Genomic DNA, 21,918 nt, shown 5'->3' on the forward strand with positions numbered 1-21,918 from the left:
GGGTACGGCGGGCGTGACCTAGGCTGAGCGCGTGACAGACGACCTCAACCTGACAGCCGTGGCGCAGGACTATCTCAAGATCGTCTGGAGCCTCCAGGAGTGGTCCGCTGAACCGGTCACGACCACGCTCCTCGCAGAACGGCTCGGCGTCGGCACCTCGACGGTGTCCGAGACGGTGCGGCGCCTCACCGGTCAAGGGCTGCTCGAGCACCCGCGGTACGGGAGCATCGGGCTCACCCCGGCCGGGCGCGAGCACGCGGTGAAGATCGTCCGCCGCCACCGGCTCATCGAGACGTTCCTCGTCTCTGAGCTCGGCTACACGTGGGACGAGGTGCACGACGAGGCGGAGGTCCTCGAGCACGCGGTCTCCGACCTCATGGTCGAGCGCATCGACGCCCGCCTCGACCACCCGGTCAGAGACCCGCACGGTGACCCGATCCCCGGTGCAGACGGAGCGGTCCAGACACCGGACGCCCTCACCCTCGCTGTGCTCGACGCGGGCGCGAGCGGCCACGTCGTGCGGATCTCTGACGCAGACCCCGAGGTGCTGCGCTACTTCACCGAGCTCGGGTTCGGGCTCGACGCCCCGCTACGCGTGGTCGAGCGCCGCGACTTCGCTGGCGTCCTGTCCATCGAGTGGGCACCCGCAGACGACTGCGAGGACCTCCGACGCACCGATCTCGGTCTGCGTGCTGCCGACGCGGTCTGGATCGCCGTCGCATGAGCGGGTACTTGCACGGACTGCGCGCACGCGCGGCTGCACGGCCCGGCACCGCTCTCCTCGCGCTCGCGCTGGGAGGGTTCACGATCGGGACCACCGAGTTCGCGACGATGGGCATCCTCACGAACATCGCGGACGGGCTCGGGACCTCGATCCCGGCCGCCGGTCACGCCATCACCGCCTACGCGCTCGGCGTCGTCGTCGGTGCGCCGCTCATCACCGTCGTCGCGGCGCGCGTCGCGCGCAAGACGCTCGCGGTCTGGCTCATGGTCGCCTACAGCCTCGGGAACCTGCTCTCTGCGTGGGCTCCGAACCTCGACCTCCTGCTCCTCGGACGATTCCTCACCGGGCTGCCGCACGGAGTGTTCTTCGGGGTCGGCGCAGTGCTCGGCACCGCAGTCGTCGGTGCCGCCCGGCGCGGGTACGCCGTCGCGATGATGATGGCGGGGCTGACGGTCGCGAACATCGTCGGAGTGCCGTTGTCCTCCTGGGCGGGACAGAACCTCGGGTGGCGAGCGACGTTCCTCATCGTCGGTGTCCTGGGCTTGCTCACCGTCGTCTTCCTCGTGCTCCTACTCCCGCACCCGCCGGCACCGGTGGGAGCGAGCGTCCGCCGGGAGCTCGGAGCGCTGCGCAACGGCCCGCTGTGGATCACCTTCGGAGCGTCCGCCATCGGGTTCGGCGGGCTCTTCATCGTCTACACGTACGTCAAGCCGACTCTCCTGTACGTGACCAGGCTCGACGAGTCGGCCGTGCCCCTCGTGCTCGCGCTCTTCGGCGTCGGGATGACGATCGGTGTCCTCCTCGGCGGCCGCCTCGTCGACGGCAACGTCATGCGAGCCACGTACGTCGGCTACGGCAGCACGGCCGTCGCGCTCGCGCTGTTCGCGCTCGTGGGCGCCAGTCCCGTCCCGGCGGTCCTCGCCCTCGTCCTGCTCGGTGTCACGTCGCAGATCCTCGGCATCGCTCTCCAGGCCCGGCTCATGGACCTCTCGCCGCACGCGCCGTCCCTCGGGGCCGCGCTGTGCCACTCCTCGCTCAACGCGGCCAACGCCAACGGCGCGTTCGTCGGTGGCCTCGTGATCTCTGCCTCGTGGGGCTACCTGTCCCTCGCGTGGGCCGGGGTAGCGATGACCCTCGTAGGGCTCGCGCTCGTGCTGGCCTTCGGACGCCAGCACACCTCACGCGTCTCGGCGGACATCCTCGACGCACCCGTCTAGCATGATGACCCGCCCACACCCACGAAGGAGCCAGGCGTGAGAGACGACCAGCCGTACCCCGTCGCCGACCTCAGCGACGGACCTGAGGACTCCGATCTCGACCTGGACCTCGCGCCCGTGGAGAACCTCCTGACGCCTGCCCGGCTGGGCTGGTCCCTCCTCGTGCTCGGGCTCGTCGGCTTCGCGGCGTCGCTGGCGCTGAGCATCGAGAAGGTCCTCAAGCTGGCCGACCCCGACCACGTCGCCAGCTGTTCCATCAACATCTTCCTCGACTGCTCCGTGGCCATGGGGTCCTGGCAGGGGGCCCTCCTCGGCTTTCCCAACTCGTTCGTCGGCGTCGCGGCGTTCCCCGTGGTGGTCACGACAGGGGTCGTGCTCCTCACCGGTGCGCGGCTGCCACGCTGGTACTGGCTCTCCCTCTTCACCGGGGTGGTCGTCGCGTGCGGGCTCGTGGTCTTCCTCGTCCACACGTCGGTCTCGGTGCTCGGCAAGCTCTGCCCCTACTGCATGGTCGTCTGGGTGGCAGTCCTCCCGCTCGTCGTGCACGTCGGCACGTACGTCGTGCAAGAACGCTTCCTCCCTGCACCGGAGAGGCTGCGCGCGTTCCTCGTCGCGAACCGGTCGATCGTCGTCGTCGTGCTCTACGTCCTCGTCATCGTCTGGGTGGCCATCGGTCTCGGCCCCGCGATCGCCGACCACGTGCGCTACGCCTGACGTCCCACCGCCGGCTGTGGTCGGCCTCGACGCGGACGGACGGGCGGTCGGGCCGCTGCCGGACGGTAAAGTTGACCGGGTGACCACGCAGGATTCTCCCCGTACCGATGCTCCCCGTCCCTCCGCTCAGGGGCCCGCCGCACCGTCGTTCCGCTATACCGCCGCGCTCGCAGCCGAGATCGAGCTTCGCTGGCAGGAACGCTGGCAGGAGCTCGGGACGTTCCATGCAGCGAACCCGGTCGGCGAGCTGACCGACGGCGCGGGGCGCAACGCCGACCCGGCGAGCCCGAGCTTCTTCGTCATGGACATGTTCCCGTACCCGTCGGGTGCGGGCCTCCACGTGGGCCACCCGCTCGGGTACATCGCCACGGACGTCGTCGGGCGATTCCGACGCATGTGCGGCGACAACGTGCTCCACGCCCTCGGCTTCGACGCGTTCGGGCTTCCTGCCGAGCAGTACGCGGTCCAGACGGGACAGCACCCGCGGACCACGACGGACCTCAACATCACGAACATGCGGCGTCAGCTCGGTCGGCTCGGGATGGCGTACGACGACCGCCGGACCTTCGCCACGACGGACTCCGAGTACGTCCGCTGGACGCAGTGGATCTTCCTGCGCATCTTCAACTCTTGGTACGACGAGACGGCGCCTCGCCCTGACGGCGGTGTCGGGCGTGCGCGCCCGATCGCTGACCTCGAGGAGGAGTACGCCTCGGGTGCACGGCCTGTGCCCGGCGGCACGTGGGACGCGCTCTCGCTCGCCGACCGTCGTGCGCTCGTCAACTCGCAGCGGCTCGCGTACGTCTCCGACGCGCCCGTGAACTGGTGTCCGGGGCTCGGGACCGTCCTCGCGAACGAGGAGGTCACTGCCGACGGCAGGTCGGAGCGCGGCAACTTCCCGGTCTTCCAGCGGAGCCTGCGGCAGTGGAACATGCGGATCACCGCGTACGCGGACCGTCTGGTCGACGACCTCGAGACGATCGACTGGCCGGACAAGGTCAAGGCCATGCAGCGCAACTGGATCGGCCGCTCCGAAGGGGCGCACGTCCGGTTCGCCGTCGGTACGGACGACGCCACGATCGCGGTCTTCACCACCCGCCCGGACACGCTCTTCGGGGCGACGTTCATGGTGGTCGCCCCCGAGCACCCCGTGCTCGCCGACCACGTCCCGGCCGCATGGCCCGAGGGCACCAAGAGCGTCTGGACCGGTGGCCATGCGACGCCGACAGCGGCCGTGACGGCCTACGCCCGTCAGACCGCGGGCAAGACCGCGGTGGAACGCCAGGCAGACGCCAAGCAGAAGACCGGCGTCTTCACCGGAATCATGGCGCGCAACCCCGTCAACGGCGCACTCGTCCCGGTCTTCACCGCCGACTACGTCCTCATGGGCTACGGCACCGGTGCGATCATGGCGGTCCCGGGTGGGGACGAGCGCGACTTCGCGTTCGCTGAGGCGTTCGAGCTGCCGGTCGTCTACACCGTCGACGGGCCGGACGACGGCGCCCCCGGCGCACGCACCGGCCACGGTGCCATCATCAACTCTGCCAACGACGAGATCAGCCTCGACGGCCTGGCCGTCCCCGAGGCGAAGAGCGCGATGATCGCCTGGCTCGAGCAGACCGGGCACGGCGCAGGCACCATCACCTATCGGCTCCGGGACTGGCTCTTCAGCCGCCAGCGCTACTGGGGCGAGCCGTTCCCGATCGTCTACGGCGACGACGACCAGCCGATCGCGCTGCCCGACTCGCTCCTGCCCGTCGACCTCCCCGAGGTGCCTGACTACTCGCCTCGGACGTTCGCCGCCGACGACGTCACGTCAGCCCCCGAGCCGCCGCTCGGTCGCAACGACGACTGGGTCGAGGTGACCCTCGACCTCGGCGACGGCCCGCGCTCGTACCGACGCGACACGAACACGATGCCGAACTGGGCCGGGTCCTGCTGGTACTACCTGCGCTACCTCGACCCGACGAACAGCTCGCCGGACGCGACCGCGCCGGTCGACCCGATGCTCGACGCGTACTGGCTCGGTCCGGACCACAACGCGACCGCCGGCGCTGCCGGTGGCGTGGACCTCTACGTCGGCGGGGTCGAGCACGCTGTCCTCCACCTGCTCTATGCCCGGTTCTGGCACAAGGTCCTCTTCGACCTCGGGTTCGTCTCGAGCGTCGAGCCGTTCCACAAGCTCTTCAACCAGGGGTACGTCCAGGCGTACGCCTACACGGACGAGCGCGGTCAGTACGTCGAGGCGTCCGCCGTCGAGGAGACCACGGCGCCCGACGGCACCGTCACGTACACGCTCGACGGCGTCCCCGTGAACCGTGAGTACGGCAAGATGGGCAAGTCCCTGAAGAACGTCGTGACACCCGACGAGATGTACGAGGCGTACGGCGCCGACACCTTCCGCGTCTACGAGATGTCCATGGGCCCGCTCGACGTCTCGCGTCCCTGGGACACGCGTGCGGTCATCGGCTCGCAGCGCTTCCTCCAGCGCCTGTGGCGCAACGTGGTCTCCGAGGAGACCGGTGAGGTGGTCGTGAGCGACGAGCCGGCCGACACCGCGACCCGCCGGCTGCTGCACCACACCATCGCTGACGTCCGCATCGAGATGGAGCACATGCGTGCCAACACGGCGATCGCCAAGCTCATAGCGCTCAACAACCACCTCACGGGGCTGCGCGCTGTCCCGCGCGAGGCCGCGGAGGCGCTCGTCCTCATGACGGCACCCGTGGCACCTCACGTCGCCGAGGAGCTGTGGGCGCGCCTCGGTCACGCGGAACCGCTCGCCTACGAGCCGTACCCCGTTGCAGAGGACCAGTACCTCGTCGAAGAGTCGGTGACGAGCATCTTCCAGGTGCAGGGCAAGGTCCGCGGACGTGCGGACGTCGCGCCTGACATCAGCGACGACGCCCTCACGGCTCTCGCCCTCGCCGACCCGGGCGTCCAGCGGGCGCTCGACGGGCGAGCGATCCGCACGGTCGTCGTGCGTGCTCCGAAGCTCGTCAACGTGGTCCCGGCCTGACGCGCGTCACCGACGCCGGGTGCCGAAGACCGAACGGGTGATCTCACGGCCGAGGGCGCTTCCTGCAGAGCGCAGGAACGCGTCGAGCCCGCCACCGATCCCGCTCGAGCCGGACCGCGACGAGCGGCGCGGCGCGGCGGTCCGCTCGCGGGCAGCCGCAGCCTCCGCGTCGAGTCGCTCCTGCATCTGCTCGAGCTCCTCGGTCTGGCGGTCCTCGAGATCGTCGGCCTCCTGGGTCCGCGCCCGGGCGGTGAGCACCTCGTGCGCCGACTCCGGGTCGAGCCGCTCGGCGTAGCGAGCCCGCAAGGGGGACGCGGCGACGATCTCCGCCAGCGTCGCGTCGGGTGCTGGTCTCATCGAGGACGTCGGTGCGCAGACGCGCGTCCACGCGACGGGTGACGGGACCCCGTGCTCGTCGAGCACGGTGACGACAGCCTCGCCCGTCCCGAGCGACTGGAGCAGCGCGGCGAGGTCGTACGACGACGTCGGGTAGGTGCGGACGGCTGCGCGGAGCGCCGCAGCGTCGTCGGGCGTGAACGCCCGCAGCGCGTGCTGCACACGGTTTCCCAGCTGGGCGAGCACGTCGGAGGGGATGTCCTTCGGGCTCTGGGTGACGAAGACGATGCCCACGCCCTTCGAGCGCACGAGCCGGACGGTCTGGACCACCTGTGCGAGGAAGGCGGGCGACGCCCCGGTGAAGAGCAGGTGCGCCTCGTCGAAGAAGAAGACGAGCCGCGGCCTCTCGACGTCCCCGACCTCAGGCATGTCGTGGAAGAGGTCGGCCAAGAGCCACATGAGGAAGGTCGAGAACAACGCCGGTCGATCGTGGACCTCCGGCAGCTCGAGCGCCGAGACGATGCCTGCACCGTCGTCTGTCGTCCGGACGAGGTCGGCGGTCGAGAACGCCGGCTCGCCGAAGAAGACGTCTCCGCCCTGGGCCTGGAGGGTGACGATCTCTCGCAGGATCACCCCGGCCGTCGCGGTCGACAGGCCTCCGATCGCCTTGAGCTCGGCCTTGCCGTCGTCTGAGAGCAGGTAGGCGATGGTCGTCTGGAGATCGGTGAGGTCGAGGAGAGCGAGCCCGTTGCGGTCCGCCCAGTAGAACACCAGGCCGAGGCTCGACTCCTGGGTCTCGTTGAGGCCGAGCACCTTGGAGAGCAGGAGCGGTCCCATGTCCGTCACCGTGGTGCGGACGGGGACACCTGTGCCCAGCCCGCCGAGCGAGTACACCTCGACCGGCACGGATGCGGGGGACCACGCCTGCCCGATGCTCGCGGCGCGCGCGAGGAGCTTCTCGCTAGGCTCGCCAGCCACGGCCAGGCCGGAGAGATCCCCTTTGATGTCGGTGACGAACACCGGGACCCCGGCACGCGAGAGGCCTTCGGTCATGAGCTGCAGCGTGCGGGTCTTGCCCGTGCCGGTCGCTCCGGCGACGAGACCGTGCCGGGTGAGCATGGACAGGGGGAGACCGATCGTCGCGCTCGGTACCGGTGCGACCGTGCCCCCGGCGTCGCCCTCGAGCAGGACCCCGAGCGGGAGGACGTCCGAGCCTGCGTAGGCCGCGCGCACGCTCGCGGCGTGCTGCGAGAGAGCGGCAGGCTCGGGGACCGCTGGCGGCTCGGCCTGCTCGGCCACCTCAGGCGTGCCAGCGGCGTCGGCGGCCTCCGCTGCGGCGAGCGCGGCGCGCGTGGCTGCGGCCCGCGCCTCTGCGGCCTCGGCCGTGGCGTGCGCTGCTGCTGCGCGCAGCGCCAGGAGGTCCGGGGCGCCAGTCGCCGGGGTGGACGGGGTGCTCCTGCTGTCGTCGTCGACCATGAGCCGATCGTAGGCCTCGGGCACGTGAGCGGCGCGGGCGCACGACGGTGCAGGGAGCCTGCCGGCATCGCGCATAGGGTGAGCACGTGAGCTCCCCGACATCGTTGACGCGCACCGTGCACGTCGTGACGGACTCGACCTGCTCCCTCCCCGCAGACCTGGCCCGACGGTGGGGAGTGCACGTCGTGCCGCTGCAGGTCGTCGTGGACGGTCGCGCGCACCTCGAGGGAGTCGACCTCAGCACGGGAGACCTCGTCCGTGCGCTCGAGGACCACGCCTCGCTCTCGACGTCCCAGCCGACCCCGCGGGCGTTCGCCGAGGCGTACGAGCACGCTGCGGCGCAGGGGGCGGAGCACATCGTGTCGCTCCACCTGTCGGGTGAGCTGTCCGGAACCGTCCATGCTGCCGCTCTCGCCGCGCGGGATGCTCCCGTCCCGGTCGAGGTCGTGGACTCCCGCACCGTGGCGATGGGCCTGGGCTTCGCCGTCCTGGCCGCTGCCCGGGAGGCTGCGCAGGGCGAGAACGGACCGCTCGTGGCACGGACCGCACTGCGGGTGGCGAGCTCGAGCACGGCGATGTTCGTCGTCGACTCTTTGGACCATCTCCGTCGAGGCGGCCGGCTGAGCGCCACCTCGGCGGCGATCGGCACGGCACTGGGCCTGCGACCTGTCCTCGGTCTGCGGGCCGGGAGCATCGAGGTCGTGCAGAAGATCCGGACGCGGGCGGCGGTCGTCGAGCGTCTTGTCGCGGCGGGCATCGACGCAGCCCAGCAGAGCGGGGACGTCCGGCTGGCGATGCACCACCTCGGTGACGACTCGGTGGTGTGGGAGTGTGCCGGGCGCATCACCGACGCGACCGGGCGCGAGGTGGTCGTCTCTCCGGTGAGCGCTGTCATCGGGGCGCACGTCGGTCCCGGGCTGCTTGCGCTCATCACGGCGCACGACGACTCCTCGCACGATGTTCCCCACAGCGCACGACGGACGCCGTCGCCCCACAGTTGACGTCGGTGCGAGCGGACGCAGGTCGCACTTCTCGTAGCGTCCCCGTGTGACCACACCCTCGCAGCAGCACGACCACGGCAGCCTGCCCGACGACTCGCACGCGGCGGCACGCCTGCGTTCGGTCTCCGGGCTCGTCGGGTCGGTCTCGAGCGCCTACACGGCCGCCCACGGCCATCCCATGGACCACGAGGGGCTCGTCTCGGCGGAGACCGCCCGACGACGGTGGGCACTGAGCCTGCGCGTCGCGCTCGTCGCGGGGACGTGCCTCGTCCTCCTCGCGGGCGGCGTCGTGGCGACCCAGATCGCGTCGACGCCCGGGGAGGTCGTCGCCCTCGACGACGCGGACCCGGAGCACGACGACGGGGGCACCACGGGAGCGTCGGCCGAGAGCGCAGCCCTCCCGGACAGCACCGTCGTCGAACCCGTCGAACCCGGTGTCGTACCCGGCGACGCCGCAGTGCCCGCCCACGGCCTGCTCGTGCACGTGGTGGGCCAGGTCGCGTCGCCCGGTGTCGTCGAGGTGGCCGACGGCTCCCGGGTCATCGACGCGATCGATGCCGCAGGCGGCCTGACCGCGGGCGCCGACACCGCAGCCGTCAACCTCGCTCGCGAGGTGGTCGACGGCGAGCAGGTCTACGTCCCGCTGCCGGGCGAGGTGGCCCCGGCGCCGCAGGGCGCCTCCTCCGGGACCACGTCGGGAGCCGGGACCGGTGGCGCGACGAGCCCCGGACTCGTGGACGTCAACGCCGCGACGCTCGAGGAACTCGACACCCTTCCCGGGATCGGGCCTGCCCTCGCTGCGCGGATCGTCCAGTGGCGTGAAGAGAACGGTGAGTTCTCCTCGGTCGACCAGCTCACGGACGTCTCAGGCATCGGACCGTCTGTCCTCGGCCAGATCCGTGACCTCGTGACCGTCTGAGATGCCGGTCCTCGATCTGCGGCTCGCCCCTGCTGCGGCCACCTGCTGGGTCACGGCGCTCGTGCTCCTGCCGATGTCGACCACGCACGCAGCCCGGACCGCGCTCACCGGTGGTGCTGTCGCGCTCCTCGTCCTGATCGCCATGGTGCGGGAAGCCCGCCGCACGCGAGAGGACCCGGGCACGAGCGCGCGCTCCGACCGCCGCCCCGGCGTGCACCAGCTCCTCGCCTCGGGCTCCGGTCAGGTCCTCCTCGTCAGCCTGGTCCTCGCCTGCACAGCCGGGGCGGTCGCCGGGCAGGGCGCGGTCCGCGAGCGGGGCCAGATGTCGGTCCTCATCAGCGAGGGGGCAGACGTCCAGGTCCAGGGGACCGTGGTGGCATCGGCGGTGCCGGTGGCCGGAGGCGTCGGTGGGCGCACCCGGCTCGATCTCGCGGCGACAGCCGTCGAGTGGTCGACCACGCCGGGTCCCCGCCGGGGACGAGCGCACGTCACCCTTCTCGTCCTCGGCGGCGCGGAGCTTCTCGACGCGCCGTACGGGGCGGTCGTCACGGTGCAGGGCACCCTGCGGGCGCTCGAGCCGGGTGACGCCCGATCGGCGATGCTCATCGTCTCGAGCACCAGCACCGGGGGCGACGAGGAGGTGATCCAGGTCGACGAGCCCCCAGGGGCCGTGACCCGCGCGGTCAACGCCGTGCGCACGGACTTCATGCAGGTCGCTCGCGATCTGCCGGGCCAGGCTCGCGGGCTCGTCCCTGGTGTGGGCATCGGGGACACCTCGATGCTCGATCCTGCTCTCGACGATGCCCTCGTCGTCACGAGCCTCACCCACATCACAGCCGTGTCCGGCTCCCACTTCGCGATCATCGCGGCGGCGGTCTCGGGTCTCTGCTCGATCCTGCGCGCACCGCGCTGGGCACGGGTCGTCGTCGCAGGAACCGTGATGACCGGGTTCGTCCTGCTCGTCCATCCAGAACCGAGCGTCCTGCGGGCTGCGCTCATGGGCGCGGTCGCGCTCAGCGCGGTGCTCCTCGGACGCCCGTCCCAGGCCGTGGCCGCCCTGAGCGTCACCGTCATGGGCCTGCTCCTCGTGGACCCGTGGCTCGCACGCTCCTACGGCTTTGCCCTTTCCGTCCTCGCGACGGCCGGCCTCGTCCTCGGAACGGCCCCCATCGCGAGGGGTCTCGCGCGAGCGCTGCCGTCGTGGCTCGCGCTCGCGATCGCCGTTCCGGTCGCGGCCCAGCTCGCGTGCGCACCGGTCATCGTGCTGCTCGACCCGTCGGTGTCCGTGTACTCCGTCCCCGCCAACCTGCTCGCAGCACCCGCGCTCGTCCCGGCGACCCTGCTCAGCGTCGTCAGCGCGCTCGTGTCTCCGTGGTGGCCTGTCGGGGCGCTCGCTGTCGCGCGGGCTGCGGGGTGGTCGACCTGGTGGATCGCGGAGGTCGCCGAGGGCTTCGCGGCTGCGCCGCACGCGCGGGTCCCCTGGCCTGCGGGCATCGGTGGGGCAAGTCTCCTGGCGGCTCTCACGCTCGCCCTCGTCGTGCTGCTCAGATCCTGGCGCGCTGTCGTGTGGTCGATCGGGGCCGGGCTCGCGGTCGTGCGGCAGGTCGTCGCGCCGAGGCGTCCCGCACGGGCAGGCGCCGGGCCGCGCAGGGCCTCGCGCACGCTCGATGCCCTCGTGGGTCCAGCGGTCACGGCGCTCGGTCCGGCACGCAGGGCAGCCCGGCCGCTCGTGCCGCTGCTCGTCGCGCTGGGCACCGGCGTGGTGCTCGTCGTCGTCGTGACGCTCGTGCGTCCGCTGTGGGTGGGGATGCTCGCCGGAGGACCGGGGCCGGGTCCTGCCGGCTGGCCGCCGGACTGGGAGGTCGCCCAGTGCGACGTCGGCCAGGGCGACGCGATGGTGGTGCGCACCGCGCCCGGTCATGGCCTCATGATCGACGTCGGCCCGTCGGGCGGAGGTGCAGGACGCTGCCTCACGGAGCTCGGGATCGAGCACGTCGACCTCCTGGTCCTCTCGCACTTCCACGCGGACCACGTCGGAGGGATCGAGGACGTGCTGGCGGCCGCGTCCGTCGGCGAGGTGCTCGTGAGCCCGGTGCTCGATCCTGCGTCCCAGGCTGCCGAGGTCCTCGACCTGCTCGCTGAGCACGGCATCCTCGTCACGACGGCCACCGCGGCAGCGTCTGGGGTGGTGGCGGGCGACGCCACGGTCTCGTGGCGCGTGCTGGCCCCCGTCCTCGACGCGCAGACGAGCACGGGTGCGGCGTCCGACGTCGAGGGCGGAGCGAACGACGGCAGCGTCGCCCTCGAGGTCCGGACACAGCACCTCAGCGTCGTCGCTCTGGGGGACCTCGAGCGCGAGGGCCAGGCGGGCCTGCTCCGTCGGCTCCGGACGGAGGGCACGGAGGAGGTCGACGTCGTCAAGATGGCGCACCACGGCTCAGCTGTGCAGGACGTGGCGCTGGCGCAGCTGTTGTCACCTCGGGTGACGCTGGTGAGCTCTGGAGCAGGGAACACGTACGGCCACCCGGCCCCTGATGCCGTGAGCCTCTACCGGTCGGTGGGCAGCGCGATCCTGCGCACGGACGTGTGCGGCACGGTCGGTGTGCTCGAGCGCGACGGTGAGCTCCTCGTCGTGGGGGAGTGCCCCTGACGAGGCGCAAGGTCCTCGCCAGGAGCACCGACGTGACACCCTAGGACCATGGCAGCCCCCACACGCAGCGCTCGCGCGACAGCCTCCGGCACCGCATGGGACAAGGCGCAGCTCGCGCCCGTCGTGCTCGTCCACGGTGCCGAGGGCCTGCTCGTGGACCGGGCGGTCGAGAGGCTGACCATGCTCGCGCGCGAAGCCGACCCCGAGACCGAGCGGACCGTCGTCGACGCCTCCGCATACCAGTCGGGGATGCTCTCGGTCCTCACCAGCCCGTCGCTCTTCGGCGAGCCGCGGATCGTGGTCCTCGCAGGAGCCCAGGCTGCGTCCGACGCACTGCTCACCGACGTCATCTCCTACGTCGAGGCGCCGGCGCCAGACGTGTGGCTCGTCGTCGAGCACCGCGGGGGCGTCCGAGGAAAGAAGATGCTCGACGCGGTGAGGTCCTCGGGCGCGCCGGTCGTCGCCTGCGAGCCGATCAAGAAGGACACCGACAAGGTCGCGTTCGCCAGCGCCGAGTTCAAGCGCGCGTCTCGACGAGCCTCGCCCGGTGCGGTCCGGGCGCTCGTGGAAGCGGTCGGCAGCGACCTCCGCGAGCTCGCGTCGGCGTGCGCGCAGCTCGTGGCCGACTCGGAGCGTGCGATCGACGAGCCTGCGGTCGAGAAGTACTACGGCGGACGGGTCGAGGCGAGCGGGTTCCGCGTCGCTGACGCCGCGATCGCTGGAGACGCGGGCCAGGCGGTCTCTCTCCTGCGTCACGCACTGGCGACCGGAGCGGACCCGGTGCCGGTCGTCGCGGCGCTGGCGATGAAGCTGCGCACCCTCGCGAAGGTTGCCGGGCTCCGTGGCCACGGCCGCTCGGCGGCGGATCTCGGGCTCGCTCCGTGGCAGGTCGACCGGGCGCGCCGCGACCTTGCCGGATGGACCCCAGAGGGGCTGGCTGCCGCGATCTCGGCCACAGCCCAAGCCGATGCGGAGGTCAAGGGCGCAGGGCGCGACCCGGTCTTCGCGGTCGAGCGTGCGGTGCTGGTGGTCGCCCGCAGCGCAGGCCGCTGAGGCGCCTGCCCCGGACGCACCAGAGGCGCCGTCCCGACACGGGAAACGGCGCCTCTGGCTGGTCTGTCTGCGCTAGCGCAGGCCGACCGTGAGACTCACAGACCGCTGACGGCCTTCGCGAGAGCTGACTTGCGGTTCGCGGCCTGGTTGGAGTGGATGACTCCCTTGGACACGGCCTTGTCGAGCTTCTTGGATGCGAGGACCAGAGCAGCGGAAGCAGCTTCCTTGTCGCCACCAGCGACTGCCTGACGGACGCGACGAACGTGCGTCTTGAGCTCAGACTTGACGGCCTTGTTACGCAGGCGCGCCTTCTCGTTGGTGCCGATGCGCTTGATCTGGGACTTGATGTTAGCCACGTGAGGACTCTCTTGTATGTTCGCCGAAGCGATGTGAACAGGTCGTAGAAGGCGTTTCCAGCACCGGGACTGGGGTGGGGAACCCGTGGAGAGGTACTGGAATGGTGTCCGCCGACCCGGGCGGACACGCAAACGACCACACTAGCAGGGATCGCCCTGGAGTGACTGGGGCTCGGGGCTTCGTCCCTGACGGGCGTCGCGCCTCAGCTGGCCTCGGCTGCGACCTTGTCGAACACGTCGCGGTCCATGATCGCGCCTTCGCGACGGACCTTCTCGGGGTCGACGCGGATGATGCGGTCCAGGCGGATCTCGCTCTCCCTGCCTTCGCGGTCCCACGGCCCCGTACCGATGTCGAGCCACCGCCGACCCCATCGGGCTTCGTCGGCCGCGTCCTTCGAGTGGTCCTTGCTCGTGAGCATGAGGGCGAGGAGCCATCCGCCGTCGCGCCCGACCACGAGGACGGGACGGTCTTTGCCCTGCGTGTGGTCCTCCTCGTAGGGAACCCACGTCCAGACGATCTCTCCGGGGTCTGGCTCCCCGTCGAGCTCGGGGGAGTACTGGGGGTGCAGCGTCCCGTCGAAGTCGCCCGGATAGTCGGCCCCGACAGGGGGAGCACCGGTGCTCGACGCTGCCTTCTGGGGCTTCGTCGTGGTGCTGGGAACCCTCGGCTTCGGGGACGGGTTCGAGCGGCCCGTCGACCGGCTGCGCCTGGGGGAGGGGGACGGCGTGCTCGCGGACCGCTCCCGCGGGAGGGCCGCCGCGAGTGCGTGCCGTGCCGCGCTCAGGAGAAGGGACTTCCAGTGTGTTGTCGCCACGTGAGCAGGGTACCGGCGTCTGACCGGTGCGTTCTCCACGAGAGAGGGCAGCAGCAGCGAACGATGGGTGCACCGACGGGCTCGATGCCCCCACTTGCGTAGATGCGTGCTGTACGTCACATTTGCTTGGGTCGCGCTGGGCAACGACGCACGGCGCACCGACACCTGGAGGCGCAATGACTGATCCATCCCGGATCGGGCCGGCGAAGGACGATCCAGCAGCCGCTCGCCCTGACGAGATCATGACGCAGACCGACTATCAGCGTGTGCAGGACAGCCCGGAGTTCCAAGACCTCAGACGACGTTTCCGTCGCTTCGTCTTCCCGATGACCGCGTTCTTCCTCCTCTGGTACGTCGTGTACGTGCTGCTCGCCGACTATGCGCAGGACTTCATGAGCACGCCTGTGTGGGGCACGATCAACGTCGGCCTCGTCCTGGGGCTCAGCCAGTTCGTCACGACGTTCGCCATCACGATGACCTACGCCAGCTGGGCGAACAAGCGCCAAGACCCCATCGCCAACGAGCTCCGCCAGCGCATCGAAGGGCAGGACCTCGTATGAGCATCCCGGCTGCGTCCTCACAGACAGTGCTCGCGGAGGCGAGCGAGATCGGCAACCCCGTCGTCAACATCGGGATCTTCCTCACCTTCGTGGCGGTGACGCTCGTCATCGTCCTGCGCGCGTCACGGTCGAACAAGACGGCCGCGGACTACTACGCGGGCGGCCGCAGCTTCACCGGCCCGCAGAACGGGACCGCCATCGCGGGGGACTACCTCTCCGCAGCGAGCTTCCTCGGGATCTGCGGCGCCATCGCCGTCAACGGCTACGACGGGTTCCTCTACTCGGTCGGGTTCCTCGTCGCGTGGCTGGTCGCGCTCCTGCTCGTCGCCGAGCTCCTGCGCAACACGGGCAAGTTCACGATGGCCGACGTCCTCTCGTTCCGGCTCCGGCAGCGGCCGGTCCGGATGGCGGCGGCGCTCACGACCCTCGCCGTCGTGTTCTTCTACCTCCTCGCGCAGATGGCAGGCGCCGGAGGTCTCGTCGCGCTCCTCCTCGGGATCGACGGGACCGTCGGGCAGGGGATCGTCATCGCGGTCGTCGGCGCGCTCATGATCCTCTACGTCCTGGTCGGTGGGATGAAGGGCACCACGTGGGTGCAGATCATCAAGGCGATCCTCCTCATCGTCGGCGCCGGGGTCATGTGCGTGTGGGTGCTCGCCACCTTCGGGTTCAACCTCTCGGACCTCATCCAGGGGGCGATCGACACGTCGGGCAACCCGGCGCTCGCAGAACCGGGCGCGCGCTACGGCGCGAGCGAGACGACGAAGCTCGACTTCCTCTCCCTCGCCCTCGCCCTGGTCCTGGGGACCGCGGGCCTCCCGCACGTCCTCATGCGCTTCTACACCGTGCCGACGGCCAAAGAGGCACGACGGTCGGTCGTGTGGGCCATCTGGCTCATCGGCGTCTTCTACCTCTTCACCCTCGTCCTGGGTTTCGGTGCGGGTGCGCTGGTCGGTGCCGACACGATCACGGCGGCACCGGGAGGCGTGAACTCCGCGGCGCCGCTGCTCGCGTTCGAGCTCGGTGGGGAGATCCTCCTGGGCATCATCTCGGCGGTCGCGTTCGCCACGATCTTGGCTGTGGTCGCAGGGCTGACGATCACCGCTGCGGCGAGCTTCGCCCACGACATCTACGCGTCGGTCATCAAGCACGGCGAGGTCTCCCCGGACGGTGAGGTGCGGGTCGCGCGGATCACCGTCGTGGCGATCGGCGTCCTCGCGATCCTCGGCGGGATCTTCGCCAACGGGCAGAACGTGGCCTTCCTCGTCGCGCTCGCGTTCGCTGTCGCAGCCAGCGCCAACCTGCCGACGATCATCTACTCGTTGTTCTGGAAGCGGTTCAACACGCGAGGGGCGCTGTGGAGCATGTATGGCGGTCTCGGCTCGTGCCTCGTCCTCATCGCGTTCTCGCCGGTCGTCTCGGGCAAGGTCAACGCGGACGGCACGAGCGCGTCGATGATCCGTGACGTGGGGATCGACTTCTCGTGGTTCCCGCTCGAGAACCCGGGCATCGTGACGATCCCTCTCGCGTTCCTCCTCGGGATCGTCGGGACGCTCACGAGCTCCGAGCGCCCGGACCTGGAGAAGTACGCCGAGATGGAGGTCCGCTCGTTGACCGGCGCAGGCTCGGAGAAGGCGGTCCTGCCGCACTGATGGGCCTCTGGGAAGCCGTCTGAACGGTCCCGACACGCCGTCGAGGTCCCTCGGCGTGTCGGGACCGCGGGCAGGCTCGTGGGAGGATGAACCGTGTGACTCCCATCCCTTCAGCGGCCAACCTCGCCCGCATTCAGCCCGCGGCCACTGCACCGGAGCTGCTCCGCAACTTCTCGATCATCGCGCACATCGACCACGGCAAGTCGACGCTGGCCGACCGCATGCTCCAGATGACCGGCGTCGTCGACCCGCGTGCCATGCGCGCCCAGTACCTCGACCGCATGGACATCGAGCGTGAGCGCGGGATCACGATCAAGTCCCAGGCCGTCCGCATGCCCTGGGAGGTCGACGACGAGAACGGCGTGCCCACCGGGTACGCGCTGAACATGATCGACACCCCCGGGCACGTCGACTTCACGTACGAGGTCTCCCGCTCGCTCGCGGCGTGCGAGTCGGCTGTGCTCCTCGTCGACGCGGCGCAGGGCATCGAGGCCCAGACGCTCGCGAACCTGTACCTCGCCATGGAGAACGACATGGCGATCATCCCGGCGCTCAACAAGATCGACCTGCCGGCGGCACAGCCCGAGAAGTACGCCGAGGAGCTCGCGAACCTCGTCGGCTGCGAGCCGGAGGAGATCCTCCTCATCTCCGGCAAGACCGGCATGGGCGTCCCCGAGCTGCTCGACCGCATCGTCCTCAAGACGCCCCCGCCCACCGGAGACCCGAACGCCCCCGCGCGAGCGATGATCTTCGACTCCGTCTACGACACCTACCGCGGCGTCGTGACCTACGTGCGCGTCGTCGACGGACAGCTCAGCCCGCGCGAGCGGATCATCATGATGTCGACGAGAGCCGTCCACGAGCTCCTCGAGATCGGGGTCTCCTCACCCGAGCCGGTCCCGACGAAGGGCCTGGGCGTCGGCGAGGTCGGCTATCTCATCACCGGCGTCAAGGACGTGCGTCAGTCCAAGGTCGGTGACACCGTCACCAACGCAGCGAAGCCAGCCGCCGAAGCCCTCGGCGGCTACTCCGACCCCAAGCCCATGGTCTTCTCCGGTCTCTACCCGGTCGACGGCTCGGACTACCCGATCCTGCGCGACGCGCTCGACCGGCTCAAGCTCAATGACGCCGCCCTCATCTACGAGCCCGAGACCTCGGTCGCACTCGGGTTCGGCTTCCGCGTCGGCTACCTCGGCCTCCTGCACCTGGAGATCGTCCGAGAACGCCTCGAGCGCGAGTTCAACCTCGACCTCATCTCGACCGCACCCAACGTCATCTACGAGGTGACGATGGAAGACAAGTCGATCATCACGGTGACGAACCCGAGCGAGTTCCCCGGCGGCAAGATCGGCGAGGTCCGCGAGCCCATCGTCAAGGCCACGGTCATCGCACCGTCCGAGTTCATCGGTGCCGTCATGGAGCTGTGCCAAGGGCGTCGCGGTGAGCTCCAGGGCATGGACTACCTCTCTGCGGACCGCGTGGAGATGCGCTACATCCTGCCGCTGGCAGAGATCGTCTTCGACTTCTTCGACCAGCTGAAGTCCAAGACGCGTGGCTATGCCTCGCTCGACTACGACGTCATCGGCGACCAGGCCGCAGCGCTCGTCAAGGTCGACATCCTCCTCCAGGGGGAGCAGGTCGACGCGTTCAGCGCGATCGTGCACAAGGACAACGCCTACTCCTACGGCGTGATGATGGTCGGCAAGCTGAAGAACCTCATCAACCGCCAGCAGTTCGAGGTGCCCATCCAGGCAGCGATCGGCGCTCGGGTCATCGCACGCGAGACCATCCGCGCGATGCGCAAGGACGTCCTCGCCAAGTGCTACGGCGGTGACATCTCCCGCAAGCGCAAGCTGCTCGAGAAGCAGAAGGAGGGCAAGAAGCGCATGAAGACCATCGGGACCGTCGAGGTGCCCAAGGAAGCCTTCATCTCCGCGCTGACGTCTGACCAGACGGAGACCAAGGACAAGAAGAAGTGACGACGGACCCGACGAGGTGACGCTGCTGTGAGCCCCGCACTGCCTGACGGGGAACCGGTTCCCGACGACGGGTCGCTGCCCTCCTGGGTGACGGCCGGCGCAGCCGACCGTGCATTCGGCGTCTACCTGCACGTGCCCTTCTGCACGGTGCGCTGCGGGTACTGCGACTTCAACACGTACACCGCGAGCGAGCTCGGCGGCGGAGCGAGCCAGAACGCGTACGCGACGACCGCGCTCGCGGAGATCGCTCTTGCACGGCAGGTCATGGAGCGTGCGGGGCTCCCGCCGCGCACGGTCTCGACCGTGTTCGTCGGCGGGGGCACCCCGACCCTCTTGCCCGCGGGCGATCTCGCCCGGATGCTCGACGGTGTCCGAGACGCCTGGGGTCTGGCACCCGACGCCGAGGTGACGACCGAGGCGAACCCTGACTCGGTGACGCCGGAGTCTCTCGCGCTCCTCGCGGACGCGGGCTTCACCCGGGTGTCGTTCGGCATGCAGTCGGCCGTGTCGCGGGTGCTGGCGACCTTGGAACGGACCCACGACCCACGGCGGATCCCTGACGTGGTGCGCTGGGCCCGTGACGCTGGTCTCGAGGTGTCCCTCGACCTCATCTACGGCACGCCCGGCGAGTCGCTCGACGACTGGCGCACGAGCGTCGAGTCGGCGTTGGCGACGGGGGTCGACCACGTGTCTGCGTACGCGCTCGTCGTGGAGCCCGGGACCAAGATGGCCGCCCAGGTGCGTCGAGGCCAGATCGACCTGCCGAGCGAGGACGACCAGGCGGAGAAGTACGAGCTGGCCGACGACCTCCTCACGGAGGCAGGGCTCGACTGGTACGAGGTGTCGAACTGGGCGAGGACCGTCGACGGAGCGCAGCGTGCGTGTCGTCACAATCTCGCGTACTGGCGTGGCGAGGACTGGTGGGGCGTCGGACCGGGCGCACACTCGTACATGGGCTCGAACGAGCCGGGAAGTCGCGGTGTCCGCTGGTGGAACGTCAAGCACCCGCTGCGGTATGCGGCTCGTCTCGGTGAGGGGCTGAGCCCTGCGGCCGGTCGCGAGATCCTCGACGACGTCTCCGCCCAGCTCGAGACCGTCATGCTCGGAGCGCGGCTGCGCGAGGGGCTCGATCTCGGCGTTCTCTCGACGCGGGCCCGACGTGCTGTGGCCGGGCACATCGCCTCCGGGCTCGTCGACGGCAGGGCGGTGCTGCGCGGGCGGGTCGTGCTCACGCGCACGGGCCGGCTGCTCGCCGACACGGTCGTGCGCGACCTGACGGACTGACCACCACGGACCGACCGCACGGACCGACCACGACGAGCTGATGACGACGGATGATGACGACGGACTGCTGATGGACCTCAGATGACTCTGGCGCCGACCTCTGTGAACCAGCCCGTCCCTCCCGACGGTCCGAACGGCGCTGCGCGCAAGCCGGTCGCGCCGCGCCCCTCGGGTCGGCCACCGAGGATCTACGGGCTCGACGCGCTCCGTGCCGTCGCTGTTCTCGCAGTGATGGCGTTCCACTTCTTCCCGACCGTCCTGCCAGGCGGGTTCATCGGAGTCGACGTCTTCTTCGTCCTCAGCGGCTTCCTCATCACGACGCTGCTCGTCCGCGAACGGGTGCGCACGACGAGGGTGTCGCTCCGCGCGTTCTGGGTGCGCAGGGTCAGGCGTCTCGTGCCGGCGCTGGTGCTCGTCGTCGTCACGTGCACAGCCTTCGCGGGGGTCCTCGGCGGCGACGTGCTCGTCGGGATCCGCAGCCAGGTGGCCGGTGCGCTGACCTTCTCGAGCAACTGGGTCTACATCGCCGAGGGGGCGACGTACTCCAACGACCTCAGCCCGCAGGTGTACCAGAACTTCTGGTCGCTCGCGGTGGAGGAACAGTTCTACCTCCTGTGGCCTCTGGCTCTCGTCGCGGTGTACGCGACCAAGCGCTCACGGACGGTCGGGCTCGTCGCGACCGGTGCGATCGGTGTCGCCTCCGCCGTGCTCATGGCTGTGACGTACCAGGTGGGCGAAGACCCGTCGCGTGTCTACTACGGCACCGACACCCACCTCTTCGGCCTCATGGCCGGTGCTTTCTTCGCCTTGTGGTTCGCGCCGCGCGAGCCAGGAGACGACGCTCGTCCGACCTGGTGGCGGGTGCATCGTCCGACCGTCGGGTGGGAGCGGTCCGCTGTGGTGCTCGTCGGGCTGCTGAGCGGGAGCGGGCTCGTCGTCCTGGCGCTCTTCCTCAGGACAGGATCACCGTTCACCTATCGCGGCGGGCTGGTGCTCGCGTCGGTCGCCACCGTCGGGGTCGTCGCGACGGTCGTCCGTGGGCAACGGGTGGCGCGTCTCGTGGAGAGAGGGCCGCTGCGGTGGGTGGGGCAGCGCTCGTACGGCCTCTACCTGTGGCACTGGCCCCTCGTCGTGCTGGTCGCTCAGGTGCTCGACGGGGCGCTTCCTGGGCACGCCTCGCAGCCTGTCGTTGCAGTGACGGCCACCGTCCTGACCCTCGTCGCAGCGTGGGCGTCCTACCGGTTCGTCGAGAAGCCGGTCCTCGACCACGGGCTGCGGGCCGTCGGCGCCGAGGTCGTCCGGCGCGCACGCGACCGCATCGATGCTGCCTGGATCGAACGCCACGGGGGATGGCGCACCCACGGGCGCCGCGCGAGGCTCGCTGCCTCCACCCTGGTCGTCGTGCTCGTCGTCGGGGCGGTCGGCGCGGCATTCGTCCGTGAGCCCGCGCAGTCCGCCCTCGAGGCCCAGATCCTCCGTGGGCAGGTGGTCGCTGACGCTACGACCCAGCACGAGGCACCGACGCCAGACGCGACAGAGCCGGGGGACGAGGCCGACCCAGGGAGCGCCGACGAGGGTGATGCGGCTCCCGAGCCGTCGAACGGACCGACGCCGACACCGACCGCGCCCGCGCCCGCACCAGCACCGGTTCCTGCCCCCGGACCGCCTCCTGGAGACCAGGTCACGGTCATCGGGGACTCCGTGACCCTCATCAGTGCGGCCGCGCTGACGGCCGCGCTGCCCGGCGTCTACATCGACGCCGCGGTCTCCCGTCAGATGAAGACGACACCCGAGGTCGTGGTCGGGCTGCGCGACGCCGGTGTGCTGCGCCCCTACGTGGTCGTCTCTCTCGCGACGAACAGCACGGTGACCGACAGGGTCATGGACGAGGCCATCACAGCGATCGGCGCCGACCACCACGTCGTGCTCGTCACCGGCTACGGCGACCGTCCATGGATCGGGCCGACCAACGACCAGATCCGGGCCGCCGCCACCAGGCACCCCAACGTCGTCGTCGCGGACTGGCAGAGCGCGCTGACGGCTGCCCCAGAGGGGATCGGCAAGGACGGCGTTCACCCTCAAGGCCCTGGCCAGGACCTCTACGCGAGCACGCTCGTCGCAGCGCTGACCGAGGCCGCGGGACGCGCCAGCACCGGCTGACGC

Annotated in this window: 16 protein-coding genes; 13 read left to right on the forward strand and 3 right to left on the reverse strand. The window is 70.3% G+C overall.

The genetic code is table 11. The features are described from left to right. Window positions 1-31 precede the first annotated feature (31 nt). The 4 genes from ATL42_RS03045 (at window position 32) to leuS (ending at window position 5,674) form a co-directional block, all read left to right on the forward strand. Window positions 32-724, forward strand: a complete 693-nt coding sequence (locus ATL42_RS03045) for a metal-dependent transcriptional regulator (RefSeq protein ID WP_098454091.1) — start codon at window positions 32-34, stop codon at window positions 722-724. Beyond that, on the forward strand, window positions 721-1,941 hold the full coding sequence (locus tag ATL42_RS03050) for an MFS transporter (protein ID WP_098454092.1): 1,221 nt from the start codon (window positions 721-723) through the stop codon (window positions 1,939-1,941). Before ATL42_RS03045 ends, ATL42_RS03050 begins: the two co-directional genes overlap by 4 nt. 36 nt (window positions 1,942-1,977) lie before the next feature. Beyond that, on the forward strand, window positions 1,978-2,655 hold the full coding sequence (locus ATL42_RS03055) for a vitamin K epoxide reductase family protein (RefSeq protein ID WP_098454093.1): 678 nt from the start codon (window positions 1,978-1,980) through the stop codon (window positions 2,653-2,655). 79 nt (window positions 2,656-2,734) lie between these two features. Beyond that, window positions 2,735-5,674, forward strand: a complete 2,940-nt coding sequence (gene leuS, locus ATL42_RS03060) for a leucine--tRNA ligase (RefSeq protein ID WP_098456284.1) — start codon at window positions 2,735-2,737, stop codon at window positions 5,672-5,674. A 6-nt stretch (window positions 5,675-5,680) separates the two neighbouring features. Here the strand turns inward: leuS and ATL42_RS03065 are convergent, their stop codons facing one another. Further along, the gene (locus ATL42_RS03065) at window positions 5,681-7,486 is read right to left on the reverse strand and encodes a helicase HerA-like domain-containing protein (RefSeq protein WP_098456285.1); all 1,806 of its coding nucleotides are present in this window, start codon (window positions 7,484-7,486) and stop codon (window positions 5,681-5,683) included. 86 nt (window positions 7,487-7,572) lie between these two features. Between ATL42_RS03065 and ATL42_RS03070 the strand changes: the two genes are divergently transcribed. From ATL42_RS03070 to holA, 4 genes are read left to right on the forward strand one after another with little or no spacing between them, the layout of a single operon-like run. Continuing rightward, window positions 7,573-8,487, forward strand: coding sequence for a DegV family protein (locus tag ATL42_RS03070; protein WP_245862056.1), 915 nt, complete (start codon window positions 7,573-7,575; stop codon window positions 8,485-8,487). A gap of 46 nt (window positions 8,488-8,533) precedes the next feature. Further along, the gene (locus ATL42_RS16650) at window positions 8,534-9,406 is read left to right on the forward strand and encodes a helix-hairpin-helix domain-containing protein (RefSeq protein ID WP_245862058.1); all 873 of its coding nucleotides are present in this window, start codon (window positions 8,534-8,536) and stop codon (window positions 9,404-9,406) included. Between the two features lies 1 nt (window position 9,407). Beyond that, complete coding sequence (locus tag ATL42_RS03080; RefSeq protein WP_098454095.1) at window positions 9,408-12,056, forward strand: ComEC/Rec2 family competence protein; 2,649 nt, start codon at window positions 9,408-9,410, stop codon at window positions 12,054-12,056. Window positions 12,057-12,104: 48 nt separating this feature from the next. Beyond that, the gene (gene holA / locus ATL42_RS03085) at window positions 12,105-13,109 is read left to right on the forward strand and encodes a DNA polymerase III subunit delta (RefSeq protein WP_098454096.1); all 1,005 of its coding nucleotides are present in this window, start codon (window positions 12,105-12,107) and stop codon (window positions 13,107-13,109) included. A 95-nt stretch (window positions 13,110-13,204) separates the two neighbouring features. On the opposite strand, the gene rpsT is transcribed toward holA, so the two are convergent. Both rpsT and ATL42_RS03095 read right to left on the reverse strand, forming a co-directional pair. Beyond that, complete coding sequence (gene rpsT / locus ATL42_RS03090; protein ID WP_098454097.1) at window positions 13,205-13,465, reverse strand: 30S ribosomal protein S20; 261 nt, start codon at window positions 13,463-13,465, stop codon at window positions 13,205-13,207. 203 nt (window positions 13,466-13,668) lie between these two features. Then, window positions 13,669-14,280, reverse strand: a complete 612-nt coding sequence (locus ATL42_RS03095; protein ID WP_245862060.1) for a type II toxin-antitoxin system PemK/MazF family toxin — start codon at window positions 14,278-14,280, stop codon at window positions 13,669-13,671. A 242-nt stretch (window positions 14,281-14,522) separates the two neighbouring features. Between ATL42_RS03095 and ATL42_RS03100 the strand changes: the two genes are divergently transcribed. From ATL42_RS03100 to ATL42_RS03120, 5 genes are all read left to right on the forward strand, one after another. Continuing rightward, entirely contained in the window at window positions 14,523-14,840 is a 318-nt protein-coding gene (locus ATL42_RS03100; RefSeq protein WP_098454099.1) for a DUF485 domain-containing protein, read from the forward strand. Continuing rightward, window positions 14,837-16,492: a solute symporter family protein gene (locus tag ATL42_RS03105; RefSeq protein WP_098454100.1), complete on the forward strand. Its 1,656-nt coding sequence runs from the start codon at window positions 14,837-14,839 to the stop codon at window positions 16,490-16,492. The genes ATL42_RS03100 and ATL42_RS03105 overlap by 4 nt, the downstream gene beginning before the upstream one ends. 86 nt (window positions 16,493-16,578) lie before the next feature. Then, window positions 16,579-18,471 carry a translation elongation factor 4 gene (gene lepA / locus ATL42_RS03110; protein WP_098454101.1) on the forward strand — a complete coding sequence of 631 codons (1,893 nt, stop codon included), beginning with the start codon at window positions 16,579-16,581 and terminating at the stop codon, window positions 18,469-18,471. Window positions 18,472-18,498: 27 nt separating this feature from the next. Further along, window positions 18,499-19,755: a radical SAM family heme chaperone HemW gene (gene hemW / locus ATL42_RS03115; protein WP_098454102.1), complete on the forward strand. Its 1,257-nt coding sequence runs from the start codon at window positions 18,499-18,501 to the stop codon at window positions 19,753-19,755. An 81-nt stretch (window positions 19,756-19,836) separates the two neighbouring features. After that, on the forward strand, window positions 19,837-21,915 hold the full coding sequence (locus tag ATL42_RS03120; RefSeq protein ID WP_098454103.1) for an acyltransferase family protein: 2,079 nt from the start codon (window positions 19,837-19,839) through the stop codon (window positions 21,913-21,915). The last annotated feature ends 3 nt before the right edge of the window (window positions 21,916-21,918 follow it).

The sequence above is a fragment of the Sanguibacter antarcticus genome, assembly GCF_002564005.1.
GTDB lineage: Bacteria > Actinomycetota > Actinomycetes > Actinomycetales > Cellulomonadaceae > Sanguibacter > Sanguibacter antarcticus.

Coding starts and splice junctions, on each gene's coding strand:
- lepA (WP_098454101.1), top strand. CDS start 16,579: ATGAACCGTGTGACTCCCATCCCTTCAGCGGCCAACCTCGCCCGCATT.
- ATL42_RS03050 (WP_098454092.1), top strand. CDS start 721: ATGAGCGGGTACTTGCACGGACTGCGCGCACGCGCGGCTGCACGGCCC.
- ATL42_RS03120 (WP_098454103.1), top strand. CDS start 19,837: ATGACTCTGGCGCCGACCTCTGTGAACCAGCCCGTCCCTCCCGACGGT.
- ATL42_RS03100 (WP_098454099.1), top strand. CDS start 14,523: ATGACGCAGACCGACTATCAGCGTGTGCAGGACAGCCCGGAGTTCCAA.
- ATL42_RS03065 (WP_098456285.1), bottom strand. CDS start 7,486: ATGGTCGACGACGACAGCAGGAGCACCCCGTCCACCCCGGCGACTGGC.
- holA (WP_098454096.1), top strand. CDS start 12,105: ATGGCAGCCCCCACACGCAGCGCTCGCGCGACAGCCTCCGGCACCGCA.
- ATL42_RS03080 (WP_098454095.1), top strand. CDS start 9,408: ATGCCGGTCCTCGATCTGCGGCTCGCCCCTGCTGCGGCCACCTGCTGG.
- ATL42_RS03105 (WP_098454100.1), top strand. CDS start 14,837: ATGAGCATCCCGGCTGCGTCCTCACAGACAGTGCTCGCGGAGGCGAGC.